This window comes from Micromonospora sp. NBC_01739 (assembly GCF_035920385.1).
In the GTDB taxonomy this organism is placed as follows: domain Bacteria; phylum Actinomycetota; class Actinomycetes; order Mycobacteriales; family Micromonosporaceae; genus Micromonospora.
In genome coordinates this window covers 2,649,382-2,664,430 of sequence record NZ_CP109151.1, presented here as the reverse complement: position 1 = coordinate 2,664,430, position 15,049 = coordinate 2,649,382, and the positions used below count along the sequence as shown (strand labels likewise).

13 protein-coding genes and 1 pseudogene are annotated in these 15,049 nt (G+C 66.5%); 8 read left to right on the top strand and 6 right to left on the bottom strand.

Annotated elements, in window-relative coordinates:
- Positions 1 to 43 precede the first annotated feature (43 nt).
- The 4 genes from OIE53_RS11770 (at position 44) to OIE53_RS11755 (ending at position 4,270) form a co-directional block, all read left to right on the top strand.
- Positions 44 to 937, top strand: coding sequence for an ABC transporter ATP-binding protein (locus tag OIE53_RS11770; RefSeq protein ID WP_327026643.1), 894 nt, complete (start codon positions 44 to 46; stop codon positions 935 to 937).
- Positions 924 to 1,655, top strand: a complete 732-nt coding sequence (locus tag OIE53_RS11765) for an ABC transporter permease (protein ID WP_327026642.1) — start codon at positions 924 to 926, stop codon at positions 1,653 to 1,655. The genes OIE53_RS11770 and OIE53_RS11765 overlap by 14 nt, the downstream gene beginning before the upstream one ends.
- A gap of 107 nt (positions 1,656 to 1,762) precedes the next feature.
- On the top strand, positions 1,763 to 2,494 hold the full coding sequence (locus OIE53_RS11760; RefSeq protein WP_327026641.1) for a thioesterase II family protein: 732 nt from the start codon (positions 1,763 to 1,765) through the stop codon (positions 2,492 to 2,494).
- A gap of 1,536 nt (positions 2,495 to 4,030) precedes the next feature.
- On the top strand, positions 4,031 to 4,270 hold the full coding sequence (locus OIE53_RS11755; protein ID WP_327026640.1) for a hypothetical protein: 240 nt from the start codon (positions 4,031 to 4,033) through the stop codon (positions 4,268 to 4,270).
- A 655-nt stretch (positions 4,271 to 4,925) separates the two neighbouring features.
- On the opposite strand, the gene istB is transcribed toward OIE53_RS11755, so the two are convergent.
- Together istB and istA are read right to left on the bottom strand one after the other, a co-directional pair.
- Positions 4,926 to 5,717, bottom strand: coding sequence for an IS21-like element helper ATPase IstB (gene istB, locus OIE53_RS11750; protein WP_327026375.1), 792 nt, complete (start codon positions 5,715 to 5,717; stop codon positions 4,926 to 4,928).
- A complete protein-coding gene (istA, locus tag OIE53_RS11745; protein ID WP_327026374.1) occupies positions 5,714 to 7,213 on the bottom strand; it encodes an IS21 family transposase in 1,500 nt (499 codons plus the stop codon). The genes istB and istA overlap by 4 nt, the downstream gene beginning before the upstream one ends.
- A 104-nt stretch (positions 7,214 to 7,317) precedes the next feature.
- On the opposite strand from istA, the gene OIE53_RS11740 reads away from it, so the two are divergent.
- Positions 7,318 to 7,941 carry a GNAT family N-acetyltransferase gene (locus OIE53_RS11740; protein ID WP_327026639.1) on the top strand — a complete coding sequence of 208 codons (624 nt, stop codon included), beginning with the start codon at positions 7,318 to 7,320 and terminating at the stop codon, positions 7,939 to 7,941.
- A gap of 362 nt (positions 7,942 to 8,303) precedes the next feature.
- Positions 8,304 to 8,894 (top strand): annotated as a pseudogene (locus tag OIE53_RS28460) (pentapeptide repeat-containing protein); the annotation flags it as partial.
- Between the two features lie 138 nt (positions 8,895 to 9,032).
- On the opposite strand, the gene OIE53_RS11735 reads toward OIE53_RS28460, so the two are convergent.
- From OIE53_RS11735 to OIE53_RS11720, 4 genes are all read right to left on the bottom strand, one after another.
- A complete protein-coding gene (locus OIE53_RS11735) occupies positions 9,033 to 9,527 on the bottom strand; it encodes a hypothetical protein (RefSeq protein WP_393339540.1) in 495 nt (164 codons plus the stop codon).
- Positions 9,528 to 9,730: 203 nt separating this feature from the next.
- Complete coding sequence (locus OIE53_RS11730; protein WP_327026638.1) at positions 9,731 to 10,684, bottom strand: carbohydrate ABC transporter permease; 954 nt, start codon at positions 10,682 to 10,684, stop codon at positions 9,731 to 9,733.
- A 9-nt stretch (positions 10,685 to 10,693) separates the two neighbouring features.
- Entirely contained in the window at positions 10,694 to 11,770 is a 1,077-nt protein-coding gene (locus tag OIE53_RS11725) for an ABC transporter permease (protein ID WP_327026637.1), read from the bottom strand.
- 93 nt (positions 11,771 to 11,863) lie between these two features.
- Positions 11,864 to 13,534 carry an extracellular solute-binding protein gene (locus OIE53_RS11720; RefSeq protein ID WP_327026636.1) on the bottom strand — a complete coding sequence of 557 codons (1,671 nt, stop codon included), beginning with the start codon at positions 13,532 to 13,534 and terminating at the stop codon, positions 11,864 to 11,866.
- A gap of 231 nt (positions 13,535 to 13,765) precedes the next feature.
- Here OIE53_RS11720 and OIE53_RS11715 point away from each other — a divergent pair, with 231 nt between their 5' ends.
- Together OIE53_RS11715 and OIE53_RS28455 are read left to right on the top strand one after the other, a co-directional pair.
- Complete coding sequence (locus OIE53_RS11715; RefSeq protein ID WP_126713122.1) at positions 13,766 to 14,761, top strand: LacI family DNA-binding transcriptional regulator; 996 nt, start codon at positions 13,766 to 13,768, stop codon at positions 14,759 to 14,761.
- 171 nt (positions 14,762 to 14,932) lie between these two features.
- A complete protein-coding gene (locus tag OIE53_RS28455) occupies positions 14,933 to 15,013 on the top strand; it encodes a hypothetical protein (protein ID WP_353505311.1) in 81 nt (26 codons plus the stop codon).
- Positions 15,014 to 15,049: the final 36 nt, after the last annotated feature.

Genomic DNA, 15,049 nt, shown 5'->3' with positions numbered 1-15,049 from the left:
GGACCACGTCACGAAAACGTATAAGTCAAGGGGTCGTCGGACGGTGGCCAACGACGACGTGAGCCTGCGCGTCGACGGGGGCGAGGTGTTCGGCCTGTTCGGCCACAACGGCGCGGGCAAGACGACGATCGTGAACCAGCTGCTCGGGTTGTTGAAGCCCGACGCGGGCTCGATCGTGATCGACGGCAAGGACATCACGAAGAACCGGAACCTGGGGCGCTACCTGTGCTCGGTGCAGCCCCAGTCCAAGACCCCGCTGGGTGAGCTGACGCCCCGTGCGGTCACCCGGGTGATGGGCAAGCTCCGCGGGATCAGCGCCGAGGAGGTGGACCGGCGCACGACCGAGCTGTTCGAGCGGCTCGACATCATGCAGTGGGCGGACGCGCCGGGCAACAAGCTCTCCGGCGGGATCCTACGCCTCACCGGGTTCTGTATGGCCGCCGTCGCGCCCGGTCGCGTGGTGATCCTGGACGAGCCGACGAACGACGTCGACCCGGTCCGGCGGCGCTTCCTGTGGAGCGCGATCCGCGACCTGACCAAGGACGGCACGGCCGTCGTGGTGGTCACGCACAGCATCCGGGAGGCCGAGAGCGCCGTCGACACCATGGCCATCCTCAACGAGGGCAAGGTGATCACGCAGGGCGACGTCCGACAGATCAAGGGCGAGACGGCCGGCAACCGGATGAAGCTGGAAGCCGTCGCCACGGCGCCCGAGGACCGATTCGTCAGGCCCGCCTGGGGCGAGAGCCTGAAGGTCGCGGACGCGAAACTGACCCTCACCTTCGAGCGCGAACTCGCCGCCGAGGCCCTCAAGTGGGCCGCCGAGCAGCGTGATGGCGGTCTGCTGACGGAGTACTCCCTCACGGAGATCACCCTCGAAGACATGTACATCGAACTCGTCGGCAACAAGGGAGCGGTCGAAGGTGTCCACCGGTAGCAAACTCAAGTATGTGATCGAGCTCCAAGCCCGGAAGCAGGGCAGCTACCTGGTCGTCTTCTCGGTCATCATGATCGTGATCGCCCTCGGCGTGGCGATCGGCTTTTCGTACCTGATGCCCGCGCCGGATGGCGGCGGCATGCTGTACCTCGCGACCGGCGCGCCGACGATCGTGCTGATCATGACGGCTCTGGTCACCGTGCCGATGCAGAACGCGGGCGCGAAGATGACCGGCTACCTCGACTTCGTCAAGGCGCTACCGGTCGACCGCAAGCTGTTCCTGATCGCCGATGTCGGCATCTGGGCCCTGGTCACCGTCCCGGCCATCGCCATCTCGGTCTTCGTCGCGCACCTGATCTTTGAGCCCGGCTACGCGATCTCGTGGACGATCCTCCCGGGCTTCGTGCTCATGGTGCTGTCCTGCTTCGCCATCGGGTACGGCTACTCGTTCGTCATGGCGGCCGAGCCCGCCATGGCCCTGTCGCAGCTGATCGCGTTCATCTCACTGATGTTCTCGCCGATCAACTTCCCCATCGAACGGTTGCCCGGCTGGGTCCAGGCCGTGCACGAGGTGTTGCCGATCTACCACATGGCGGAAGTGATGAGGGCGTCGTTGGCGCACACGACGTTCGAAGCAGAGCCGATCAGCTACATCATGCTCGGCGCGTGGACGGTGGTCGGGTTCTTCGGTGCCTCGAGGTTCCTGGAAAGGGCATGACCGTATCGGTCGGCGACGCGGCCACGCGGTGCTGTGGACGTGGCCGTGTCGTCGTCCGTGGCGATCCGAGTGCTCTGGTCGACGGCTTGACAGCAGGACGGGAAAGGGTGCCAGTGAGCATCGTGGAGAAGCTCCCGCTCGTGTGCTTCCCGCACGCGGGTTCGGGGACGTTGTACTACAGCAAGTGGAAGTTGGCGTTCAGCGACGGCATCGACGTCCGGGTGGTCCAGTACCCGCTGCGGGAACAGCGGACCAACACCCCGATGCCGGCGTCGTTGCCCCTGCTCGCCCGGGACATCTTCACCGAGCTGGTGGACTCCTTCCGTGGGACGTACGCCATCTGGGGACACAGCATGGGCAGCATCGTCGGCTACGAGGTCGCCAAGCTCTGCCAGCAACGCCTGGACAACCCCCCGCTGATGTTCTTCACCTCCGGGTCGGCCGCGCCGTGCGGCCGGGGGTTTACGGCAGTATCCGATCTGGACACTCCGGAGGGCATCAAGAAGGTGCTGCGCGACTACGGCGGGCTCAGCGAGGAGAACCTGGCCGACGCGGACTTCATGAACTACTTCGCGCCGATCATCGGGGGCGACCTTAGGTTGCTGGGCGGCTACCAGGACGTGGCTGTCGAACAGTTGCGGTGCCCGATCGCGGTGATGAAGGGCCGTGACGACAAGGTCATCACCCACGAGTGGCAGCGGTACACCGAGCACCCCGTGGAGACCACCGAGTTCGACGGCGGGCACTTCTTCGTCGAGGAGCGACGGCCGGAGCTGGCCGTGTTCATGGAGTCGAAGATCCAGCTGATGTGGCAGCGGAAGGCGGCCTCGGCCAGGTGACGTGGGCCGGGCGCCCGGCCGTGCCCAGTGCCGGCCGGTCGCCCACAGCCCAGCGGTCCGACCTGCCGCGACCACGAGGCGGGACGCGAAGCGGCTGACCGGGATCGCCTGCTCCAGCGCCGACCGTGACAGCGGTCGGGTGGATCAGCTGTCGTCACGTCTCGAGACCCTCGACGACCTCGGGCAAGCGTATCGACGTGCTGGCTCGCCGCGCCGACGGTCACGTCCGCCAGGGACGCGACAGCGTCCGCGTCGACCTCCGCTGCGGGCAGCACACCGAGCAGTCGGAAGGCGCGCGCCACGGGCCTCGGCAGGGTCTGATCCGACCAGGAGAAGACGGCCCGGACGTCCGCCAGCGGGTCTCCGGCCCCGGCCAGGCGGACCAGCTCGGCGGCGGCCCCGGCCTCCCGCCTCGGCCATGTCGGCCCGAGCAGTCCGGTGAGCAGGTCGGAGGCCTCGGCGTCGGTGAGGCGATCGAGCATCAGCCGGCAGACGGCCGCTGAGCGGCGGCGTTCGGCGGGGTGGGTTGGGGGTGGGGCGGGCATGAAACGGCTGTCCTTTCGGGGTTGCAGCCTGGCTGCGGCCATGGGCTGGTGACGCTGCGGCCCTGGTGGGCGGTGGCGTCAGATGTCTGGTGTGGACGTCTATCCACCCGCTGCTTTCCCGCGGCGTCAAGCCGACCCCTGACGGCTGTGGTCGGGAGGCTCTGTGGCCTGTGCGGGCGGGCCTTCATGGTCTGTCCCTCGATGGTGGCCAAGGGGTGAGGGGCAGGTCTGCCTGCCGATTGCGTGATGTCGCGTGAGCTGAAGCAGGGCTCGGGTGAGGAGGACGTTGACGAGGTGGTCGTACGTGTTGATGGGGTCTGGTCGATACGGACGTGGAGCTGATGACGCGTTTCCATGGCGAGTTGCCTTTCGGTGAAGGTCGATGTGCTCGGGGCTGGCCCTGGCTGCGGGTGCACGACCGGCGGGAGCGTCGTGTGTCAGCCAGCGCCTGATAGTTGGCGGCATTTCGGGGAGGGATGTGCTGGCCGAAGGTGTCGGCGTCGAGCCGGGATCCGGCTGACCAGGGCGCAGGTGGGGCGACGTACGTGGCGGGTCTGGAGGCGCGGAATGGTGGAGCCCCATGCGACGGCCGTGCCGTGCCCGTCGTGCTGACCGGCTGAGTGGCGTGGCGCATGGAGATCGGGTGGCGGATTCTGCCGTCGGAGGCGGAATGCGTGTGTGAGGCGGGATGGGTGGTGAGGTTCGCGTCGCCCGGACAGCGTCGCCCAGGTCGCGGATTTGACGGACCTGGGCTGCGATCGCCGGTGCCGGTTGATGCATGCGAGCGGTGGCCGGGCATGCGGGAGGAGAGGTGGAAACGGCGCTACCGCCAGGACTACAGCATGGTGGTACGCGGTGGTGGGACCCCTTGCCGAGGTAGAGGTCAGCGGTCAGCGGTCAGCGGTATGTGCGTATGCGCCGCGAGCAACGTGCCAAGAACATCGGGCCGAGTGGGCATCGAGGCGCTGGCTGCGCCACGTAGGTTCGTGCGGTGACCGTGTATGACGTGGCCGCCAGACTGCCCGGCATCGACCTTCTGCGGCAGCGCTGCAAGGCGTTGGCTGTCCTGGAACGCATCATCGACGGCGGGGAGCCCTACTACGACTACACCACGGCGTGGGGCGACGACGAGGCGGCGCTGATGAGCAACGGCAGCGGTGACGAGTGGACGGTCGTGTTCACCGCCGACGGCGATTTCCCGGCGATCGGCTACCCCATCGCCGGGAGGTAGCGGCGCTCTGTCCACGAGAGTGCAGCAGATCCGATCCTCAAAGCTGCATCTGGCGGGTAGCTGCTCCGACGTCCTCCGCTCGAAGCGACCCGGGGTGAAGGCCCTCCGGCGCCAACGCACCTGGTCGGCGGCATGTGCGGCTGCGGCAGTGATCAAGGGTTGACAAGCTCAAGCCGGCTGCGGCAACCTTGCAGCCGACCACGCGATCGGCGTGGGCACTCTGCATGAGGGAATGACGCCTGTGATCCGGGTAGGCCGAGCGGCCGCCTGAGTGTCGACCACGCGGCGAATGATCGTCGCGCGGCTCTATCACGGTTCAGCGGTCCAACGCTTCTTTCCGCGCACCGCAGCTTCTCTCATGCATCGAGGTTCACGTTGATCATGGATGTTCGCATTCAGCAGTCCGTCGCCGCCAACCTGTCCAACCGACCCGCGCCCGTAGAGGTGGGGCCGTTCGTGATCGGGATGGATCCGACAACGACCAGTCCCTACATCAACTACGCGACGCCGCGTCCCGGTACTGCCATCACCGCGGCCGATGTCTGTCAACGGCCAATCAGATTTCCCCGTAGGCGGCCAGTAGTTTTCCCCGCTGGCGGCCATGGTTTTTCCCCGGTGGCGGCCAGGTAGTTCCCCGCCGTGGGGTGGTGCTGGGTTAGTGCAGGGCTTTGACGCCTTGTCCGGCGGTGGCTTGGTTGAACCGGTAGCTGTCACCCTGGGTCACGACGACGTGGGCGTGGTGCAGGAGCCGGTCGACGGTGGCGGTGGCCAGGGTCTTGGGCATGATCTCGTCGAAGCCGGAGGGGTGCAGGTTCGAGCTGACCGCGAGGCTGCGTCGTTCGTAGGCGGCGTCGACGAGGCGGTAGAAGCCTTCGGCGGCGTCGGGTGAGACCGGTAGCAGGCCGATGTCGTCGATGATGATCAGGTCGGTGCGGATCAGTCTGGTCATCGCTCGGGCGACGGAGTCGTCGGGGCGGTGCCGGCGGACCATGACGCCGAGGTCTTCGATGGTGAACCAGGCGACGGTCATGCCGGCCTCGACGGCGGCTTGGCCGAGGGCTTCGCAGAAGTGGCTCTTGCCGGTGCCTGACGGGCCGCAGATGGATAGGTTTTCCTTGCGTTGCACCCATTCCAGGCTGCGTAGCGCGTCCTGGGTCGGCCTCGGGATGGAGGAGGCTTGTTCGTCCCAGTCGCCGAAGGTCTTGCCGGCGGGGAAGGCGGCGCGTTTGCGGCGGGTGCGCAGGTTGGCCTGGTCCCGGCCGGCTGCCTCTTCGGCGAGGAGCACGCGCACGACTTCTGCTGGGTCCCAGCGTTGCGCTTTCGCGGTGGGGATGAGGTCGGCCATGGCCCGGCGCAGGTGCGGCAGTTTCAGCCGGCGGGTGAGCTCGATCGCTTCGGTCAGCGGGTCACCGGCCGCGCCGGTGACCCGCAACGGGGTGATGGTCACTGTTCTCCAGTCGTGCCGAAGGTTGACCAGGCGGAGGTGCCTGGTTGCAGGCTGTGGGTTTCGCTGGCCCGAGTGGGTGGGGTGTCGTCGTCGCGTTGGTGGGCGAGGATGCGGATCAGGTCGTTGTCGGCGAATCGGCCCGCCAACGCGGCGGTGCCGAGGGCCCGGTCGACGTGGTCAACGCCGTGCAGCTTGGCCAGGGCGACGGCTTCGGCCATCTTGCGGCGGACTCCGCGGATGCCGGCGGCTGCGGCTTCGACCAGCCAGGCGGCGGCGCCGGGGCCGAGGGCGAGGAACGCGGCCTCGTCGGCGGTGCGGGCCCGGGGCACCCGCTCAGCGGTGTCGGACTGGCGTGATCGGGGCGGGTAGTGCTCATCTCGGATTGACGGGCGGCCGGGCTGGGCCCGCTGGTGGCGGGCGACCTCGGCCGGCCCGTCCTTGCCGACGGCGGTGACGATGAGTTCGTCGCCGTGGAACCGGGCCCAGACCCGGGTGTCGACCAGATGGTGCGGGACCGAGTAGCGGACCCCGTCGACGGAGATGGTGCAGTCCCAGTTCACCCGGCGGGTCGTGCCGAACGCGACGGTGAACGGCTGCGCCGGCAGCGGGTGCAGCCGATCGCGTTCCTCCAGCAGGGCTTCGGCCGGACGACGGCGGGTGTCGCGGTGCAGGCGGGCGTTGACCTCGTCGGTGAAGTCACGGCAGGCCGCCTCCAACTCAGCGAACGTGCGGTACTGGCCGAGCAGGTTCGCTGTGGTGGGGACCAGGTCCGCCTTGGCGATCTTCACGGTGTTCTCGGCGCCGCCCTTGGACTGCGGGTCCGCCGGCACGCAGGTGCGGATCGTCATCCCGTAATGCCGGGCCACCTGCACGATCTCCGGATTCCTCACCGCGATGTCCGCGACGTGCTCAACCGTGATCGTCTTCTCGTTGTCGGTCAACACATACGCCGGCACCCCGCCCAACCGCCGCAGGGTGGCGTCCAGACAGGCCACAACCGTCGGCAGCGTCTTGTCCAACACTGGAATCACCACCCGGAACCTCGACCAGGGCAGCCACGCGCACCACAACGTGGTCCGCCGGCCGCCGATGCGCGGGCCCTCACCCCAGTCGAACTGCAGCCACAAACCGGGCTCGGGGATCCACGGGCGGAACACCCGCCGCTGCCCTACCTGCCAGGACTTCTTCACCGCCGCGACCGCCCGGCGGGTAGTGCGTTCCCCGCCGGCGAAGCCCATCGCGGTGATCCGCCGATGCACCACATCGGCACGGACCCGGCCACCCGAACGGGCCACCAACTCCTCGATCTTGTCCATGAACTCGTCGATCGGCCGAGCCCGCTGCGTCCGCTCCTCAGGGCTGCGCCCCTCGGCCCGCAACTTCACATACCGGGCCACGGTGTGATGGTCACACCCCGCCAGCTCGGCCGCCGCACGGTAACTACCCGTGAGGTCGTACGCCTCCAAGATTTCCACGATCTCCCTGCCGCATTTCACGCCGCCGACCCTCGCCGACCAGCATCTCGTCATGATCAGCGGGGAGATATCTGGCCATCCACGGGGAGAACCCTGGCCATCAGCGGGGCGGTAAATGGCCGCCTATGGGGATCTTTCACTGGCCGCCGACAGATGTCACCGCCCTGGTCGCAGCCTTCCACGCGGCTGATCGCAAACCCCGCCTGGAGTACGTCACCAGCTGCGCCCCAAGCCTGGAAGCACTTCTGACCGCCGCCGGCTTCATCGTGGAAGCCCGGCACACCTACCTGCTCTGTACGCCCGACACATTGAAGACACCACCCACGCTCGACCACCTCAGTCTGTACGAACCAGGCACCGATTCTCAGCGGGCCGCGCTGATCAGCGTGCAGAACGAAGCCTTCGGCGGCGACTCGGTGGCCTCCGAGGATGACGTAGCTCGCCTCCGGCGACAGCAGGATGCCGGAGGCGTGGCCGTTATGGCCGTCACTGACGACGGCACCTGCGCAGGAGGTGGCGGGGCGGTCCCGCCCACCGGCGCGGTAAGCGAGGTCGCCGGCATCGCCGTTCGCAAGCCCTACCGCCGCCAGGGACTGGCGGGCGCGATCACCGCCGAAACATCCCGGCGGCTGTTCACCGCAGGCGCGGAAATCGCCTGGCTGGAGGCCTCGGGCGACGAATCGTGGCGGATATACGAGCGCGCCGGCTACCGACCTGCCGGTCAACGGCTCTACATCGCCTTGAACTGAGGTCCGACACAGAACCCGGGCTGAGGTCACCGACCAAGGCTCGGGCCACCTCTGCGGTTCACTTCACACCACGGAGCAACCGCTCATCGGCAGATCCGCACGTCGTGGAAACGGCTGGGTTGAGTAACACCCGTCGCGCAACCTTACCGAATCGGGCTTGCCGCCAGGCGAGACGGCGAGCAACCGAACGTAGACGAACTTGGTGTCGATCATGGCGTCACTCACATGTGGAACGTGTTCTTGGTGTTGGTTCAGGTCTGGTTCGGTGGCTTGTCGATGTGGGGGTCTCGCCGCTGCCGCGGACATACGGATCTGCCTCAGGGTGGGTGGTAGGCGAGTCGCATCCAAGAGGACCTAGATGGATGCGTCTCTGCGAGGGCTACGGTGTGCTTCATGGACATCCGAGGAGTCCGCCGAGGAAAGGTGTCCCCTCGTACGCCCCGCAAGCCCGTGTTGGGTGCAACCGTGAGACGGCGGTTTTGCCCGATGACGACGTGAGGTCGGAGGCCAGCCACCGTGGCCTGGCCTTCACCGACGCAGACGTGAGCGGCCGCCGTGCGGAACTGCTCGACTTCGCGCCATGTCGGTTCTCGGGCGCCGACCTCAGCCGCCTGGACATGGACCGAGCCACCTTCGTCGATTGCACGGTAGAGCGGAGTACCCTGGCGAACCTGCACGCCCGCCAGTCGACCCTGACCCGCGTACGGCTGGCACGGCCGCGAATGACCGGGTTTAGCTGGACCGACGGAGTGGTCGCCGACGTGGCGGTCGAGGAGTCCCGGCTGGACCTGTCGGGGTGGCGGTTCGCTGCCTTCACGGCGGTCACCTTCACTGCATGCGACATGACGAGAGCCGACTTCACCGGGGCTCGCCTGTCCGGCGTCCGATTCACCGGTTGCAACCTGTCCCAGAGTCAGTTCTCCGGTGCCACGATGAAGGAGGTCTGGTTCCGTGACTGCACGCTGCTGGACATTCGACACCTCCCAGACGTCGGTGCCCAGGCCACCGAAGCTGGTCCACCCCCACCGTTCTGTGTACAAGATCGCCGCGAGCCGCTTCACGAGACAACTCAGGTCCACGGCTGGAGAGCGTCAGGCCTCTGCCTCCTTCGGCTCCATTTGCACGTACCCCCGGGCGACGAAGAACCGCTCGAGCAGGTAGCACCACCACAGGAGGATCAGGCCGGGCACCACGAACACCGCGGGCATGAAGTTCCAGATGGCGACGCCCCCGAGGACCACGGCGATCCCGAGCAGGAACGTCAGGCTGGGCGTCGTCAGCCCCAACGTGAGCCCGTTGAGCACCTGGCGCCAGGTGGGGTTGGTGAAGCGGGCTACGAGGGGGAGGCACCAGAAGACCAGGAGCAGGAGGAAAAGTCCGACGACAATGAGCGGCACCCAGACCTCGGCCAGCCCGCGGGTGGGCAGGTAGGAGAGCGAGAGGATGCCGACGGCCGCGACCGGGACGGCCAGCAGACCGACGACGGTCGCCTGCCTCCAGCTCTGCCGCAAGGCCTTCGAAGCAATGGCCCGGACGCCACCGTCCTTGCCCAGGACGTACCGGCGGCACACCTCGTAGGCGACCACCGTTCCCGCTCCCGCCGTCACGACAAGGCCGAGGCTCAGGAGCCAGAACAGGCTGATCAGGATGATGGAGCCGAGTGAGTCCAGGATGCGCCACAGTCGCGACGCGGGGTTGAAACGGAGAATGGTCGGGGCCTTTCAGTGTGCGCAGTTGCGGGTCCTGAGGACGGGGTCGGCCTCCTGCGGTGGGCGGGAGGCCGACGCGATCAGCCCTTCACGGAGCCGATCATGAGACCGGACACGAAGTGCTTCTGCAGGAACGGGTAGACGAACAGGATGGGGACGGCCGCCACCATGGTGATCGCCGACCGCAGCGCGATCGGTGTGGTGACCTGCCCGCCAGAGGCCGCGGCGCCCGTGGCGGCCACGGAGTTAACGCCGGCGTTCATCGAGCTCGACAGCAGCTTCTGCAACTCGTACTGCAAGGTGGTCAACGCCGGATTGCCCGAGGCGTAGAGCAGGGTGTCCAGCCAGGCGTTCCAGCTGCCCACCGCCACGAACAGACCCACCACGGCCAGCGCGGGCTTGCACAGCGGCATCACGATCTGCCACCACGTACGGAACTCGCCCGCACCGTCCATCCGTGCCGACTCGATGATCTCCTCAGGGATCGACTTGATGTACGTGCGCAGGATGATCAGGTTGAACGCGCTGATGATCGTCGGCACCCAGTAGGCCTGGAAGGTGTTCAGCATGCCCAGGTCCTTGATGAGCAGGTAGTTGGGGATCAGCCCGGCGTCGAAGTACATCGTCAGCACGAAGATCACGGTGATCGGGCGGCGGAAGATGAACTCTGTGCGGCTGAGCGCGTAGGCGAGCATCGAGGTGAAGAACAGGTTTGTCGCCACCACCACGACCGTCTTCAGGACGCTCATGAAGAACGCCTGGTAGATCGTGTGCATGTTGAACACGACGTTGTAGTTCTGCAGCGAGAAGTCCCGAGGCCAGATGCCGATCCCGCCACGGACGGCGTCCATGCCGTCGTTCAGGGAGATGGCGAGCGTGTTCAGCAGCGGGTAGACCATGACCGCCGCGAGGGCCAGCAGGAAGGTCGTGTTGAGCGTCGTGAAGACAATCTGCTCGGTCGTCCACTTGCGACGCCGTGACCCGCCCCGTGATGCGCGCCGCGCCAGAGGCTTCGCGACAGTGGTGCTTGACATGAAGTCCTCCTAGACCAGCGTCTCTTGGTTGAGGCGCTTGGCCGCTTGGTTCGCCGCGCCCACCAGGATGACGGCGACGATGGTCTTGAAGATGCCCGCGACGATGGCGAGGCTGTAGTTGCCCAGCTCGTAGCCATAGCGCAGCACGAAGACGTCGATGGTCTCGGACCTGTCGGACACCAGGCCGTTGCCGAGGAAGTACGGCAGCTCGAAGTTCGTGGACAGGATCCAGCCGCTGTTGATGATGAGCAGCACGACGATCGTGGGCCTGATGCTCGGGAGCGTGATGCTGAACATCTTGCGAAAGCGGCCTGCTCCGTCGACCTCGGCGGACTCGTACAGGCTCGGGTCGATCGCGGTGATCGCGGCCAGGTAGATGATCGTGTTCCAGCCCAGTTCCTTCCACAGGTTCGTCCCGGCGACGATCCCCCAGAAGTAGTTTGGCTCGGTCAGGAACAGGACCGGTTGGTCGACGATGTGCAGGTTCATGAGGCCCTGGTTGATGAACCCGCCGGAGGAGGGCAGCGAGAGCGCCACCGATGCCATGCTCGCCACGATCACCCAGCTGAGGAAGTGGGGCATGTAGGTGATGTTCTGAAGGACTCGCTTGAACGGCAGGTTCTTGACCTCGTTCAGCAGCAGCGCTAGGACGATTGCCCCGAGGGTACCGACGGTCAGGGTCAGGACCGACTGTCCTATCGTGTTGATCACGACCCGGATGAACCGCTCACCCATGACACCGGTGAACAGGTTGTGGAAGTTCTCGAGGCCCACCCACTGCTGGTTCCAGAGGCTGCGGGGACCCGGCCAGGGGCTGCTGCCGCGAGCCGGCTTGAAGTCCTGGAAGGCGATCGCCCAGCCGTAGACCGGGACGTACTTGAACAGGATCTGGTACAGCAGCAGCGGGACGGCCATCGCGAGCAGGGCTCGCTGCGCCCAGACCAGGTCCCAGGTGATCTTGCGCTTGGGATCCTTCGCTGCATTCTTTCGGGCCTTGCGGTTCTGGGCACGCGAACTGCTCGCGGGCTCCGGGGCCGGTTCGAGCCCGGTGGCGGTCACGGGGATGCCGACCGTGGCGTCCGTCATCTGTCCAACCTCGTCGTCAGGAGCAGTGGGTGGTAATCGAGAACGCGTCGTGGTGGGGGGCGCACGCCCCCCCCCACGACTGCTCGCAGACTGTTACCAGTTGGCCAGACGGTCCTTGATGCCAGCGGTGACTGCGTCCTCGTACACCTTGACGTCGATCTTGCGGATGGAGTCGACGTAGGCCTGCCAGTTCTTGTCGAAGTCGGCGGGCGGGCCGGCGATGATCCCCGGCAGCTTCTGCACGCTGGTGTCGGTCAGCTGCTGGTTGACCTGGTTGGCGTCGTCGGAGAGAGTGAGGTTCCACGCCGGGTAGTACTTGGGGTTCTCCGGCGCCTTGTTCACGAATTCAAGCCAGGTCTTCTTGCCGTACTTCGCCATGAAGTCCTTGTCGTAGTCGCTCAGCGTCGCGTAGAACTCGGCGGGCTGGTCGTCGGGGCTGTAGGCGTTGCCGTCGGAGAACTTGCCGTTGCGCTTGGGCAGCATGTCGAGCAGCGCATCGAGACGGTTGGAGGCACGCCAGGTGAGGTCCTTGTAGTTCTTCCGCTGCTCGTCCGTGCGGGAGAAGATGCCGTCGGCGCCGACCTGGTAGTCCTCGCCAGCGATGCCCCAGGAGAGCGTCTTCTGCCACTCTTCGCTGAGCATGATGTCGAGGAACTTCAGTGCCTTCTTCGGCTGCTTGCTGGAGACCGAGACGCCGAACCCCTGGTTGGTGTTCATGACGGGGCGGTCGGCGTACCAGGGCGTCACCCCGTCGTAGACGGGCATGAGGGGCACGTAGGTGTACTCGTCCTTGCCGGCGCTCTGCAGCGACTGGGTGGCGGTCTGGAAGTTCCAGCCCTGGTCGTGCATGCCGAGGACGGTGCCGGTGGCCAGCTTCGCGGTGTACTGGTCGAACGTCAGGGTGAAGGACTCGGGGTCGACGATACCCGCGTTGTACTGCTGGTTGAGGACCTTGTAGAAGTTCTTCGCGATGTCCTTGTCGGCGAAGATCGACGCGTTGTTGTTGCTGTCGACGACGACGCCACCGTTGTTCGGGAAGCCTGCCAGCTGCGCCGGCGGGTTAGTCATGCCCCACTCACGGCCCGTGGACGCCAGAATTTCGAAGCCGACGGTCGGGGCGCCGGCGGTCTGGGGGTGCTTCGCCTTGTAGTTCGAGATGAGCTGGAAGTAGCGGTCGAGCGTCATGTTGCTGAGGTCCGGGTAGCCGGCGTCCGCGAGCACACGCTTCTGGATCCAGAACGCGGGACCGTAGTAGACGCCGCCCGTGATGTCGCCGTAGAAGCGGTTGTAGTTCGGGAGGATGTACAGGCCCTTGTCCACCTCGTCGCCCGAGTAGCTCATCTTCTTGATGTCGTCCTTGACGTGCTCGGCGATGTTGGGGTAATCCCCCTTGGCCAGCATGTCGTCCAGGCGCCGCAGAGCGCCGCCCTGCAGGAGACGCTGCTTCAGGTCGCCGGTGCCGATGAGGTCGGGGAACTCACCGCCGGCGAGCATGACACCGATCTTCTGGTCCTCGTTGTCCGGCGTGACGATCTCGTACTTGAGGGTGACACCGAGCTTGTCCTTGAGCAGCTTGGTGATCTTGTTTTCGGGTGCCGGGGCCTGCTGGGCCGACGTGATCCAGACCGTGAACGTCGTGGGGTCACTGGGGGTCAGCGTTCCCGAGTCGTCTTCGGGGTTGTCGGCAGAGGTGCATCCGACAAGTCCCACTAACACGGCTGCAGCCAGGACAACAATTGACAACTTCGTTCTTGTGGTACGCACCGAGGGCTCTCCCTTGAGAACAGTTCCGGTCGTCCTCGACTGGAATTCGTGGGTATATCGACGCGAGCTGGGGCTTGGCGTCCTCATATTGAGCGGGATTTTAGCGTTAAAGTAGAGAGTCGATCGTGTTGCGTCAAGGCCCGCCCCGGCGTGTGGATGGGTGGCGGGCTTCTCGCCAGACGACGTTGCTGAGCTGGCAGAATGCCGCGATAAGGAGGATATGTGGTGCGGATGGCGGACGTCGCCCGTGAGGCGGGCGTCTCGGTCATGACCGTCTCGAACGTCGTCAATGAGCGCCTCCCGGTCAACGAGCCGACGCGCGCCCGTGTCATGGCCGCCGTCGAGGCGCTGGGGTACGAGGTCAACCTGACCGCGCGCCACCTGCGCGCGGGACGGACCGACACCGTCGCCTTCATCGTGCCGAGCTTCCACGACTACTTCGGTGAGGTCTCCGACAAGATCGCGCCGCTGATCGAGGCCGAGGGGCGGCACCTCGTCCTTGAGCGGACGAGCGGCAGCCCCGAGCATGAGATGGCGGCGCTGAGCGTCGCGCGACTCCAGCTCTACGACGGCGTCCTGCTGTCCGTCGTCGGACTCGACCGCGACCAGCTGGACCGCGTGCGTACCGCCAAGCCCATCGTGCTGCTCGGCGAGCGTGACGTGCCCGACCGGTTCAACCACGTGCGGCTGGCGAACGAAGAGGGCGCCCGCCTCGCGACGGCGCACATGATCGAGCACGGCTCGCGGCGCATCGTTGGGTTGGGCTGCACGTTCGACACCGCGCACATGATGACGTCGGACCGCCGCATTGGCTGGGAGCGCGCACATCGCGATGCCGGCCTCGATGTCGACGCACGCTATGTGGTGCCCATCTCCACGTTCACGTCGGCGGCCGGACGTGATGCCCTGCTCGATGTGATCGCGTCCGGTCTGCCCTTCGACGGCGTCTTCGCCGTCACCGACGTCGTCGCGCTCGGCGCGGTCGCGGCCCTGGCAGAGAGCGGGCTCCGGGTGCCCACCGACGTCCAGCTCGCCGGGTTCGACAACCTCGACATGTCAAGCTTCGTCCCGCCCGGCCTCACCTCCGTCGACGCGAACCATGAAGGTGTCGCTGAGACCGCGGTGGGTCTGCTGCACCGGCAGATGGCGGGCTGGACCGGCCCGGCCGAGCACGTCGTCGCGCCCGTCCGTCTCGTGGTACGTGGCTCCACCCGCGGTGGGGCTTAGGGCCGTGCAACCACCCGCACCGTTTAGCCCGTTTCGGTCGAAGGAAACCATGTCGAGCACCTATGGGCGCACGTCCGCCTTGCGCGCCTGTCCCCGCATCCCCGATCACCGGGACGCGGCACCGGCCTCTACGACCCCGACACCGCCACCGAGCTCGTCGACGAGCACACGGTGACAGCGATCCCGTTCTCGACCTGGGGCAACCGCGCCCCCGGCCCGATGCGGGTCTGGCTTCCGCGAGCTCCTCGCTGAGGCATGCAATGACGGAACACGCAACTGATGGGGAGA

Bases quoted from the DNA above. Each gene is read 5' to 3' on its own strand.
- OIE53_RS11725 (WP_327026637.1), bottom strand. From the start codon at position 11,770: ATGACGGACGCCACGGTCGGCATCCCCGTGACCGCCACCGGGCTCGAA.
- OIE53_RS11740 (WP_327026639.1), top strand. From the start codon at position 7,318: ATGGGGATCTTTCACTGGCCGCCGACAGATGTCACCGCCCTGGTCGCA.
- OIE53_RS11715 (WP_126713122.1), top strand. From the start codon at position 13,766: ATGGCGGACGTCGCCCGTGAGGCGGGCGTCTCGGTCATGACCGTCTCG.
- OIE53_RS11730 (WP_327026638.1), bottom strand. From the start codon at position 10,684: ATGTCAAGCACCACTGTCGCGAAGCCTCTGGCGCGGCGCGCATCACGG.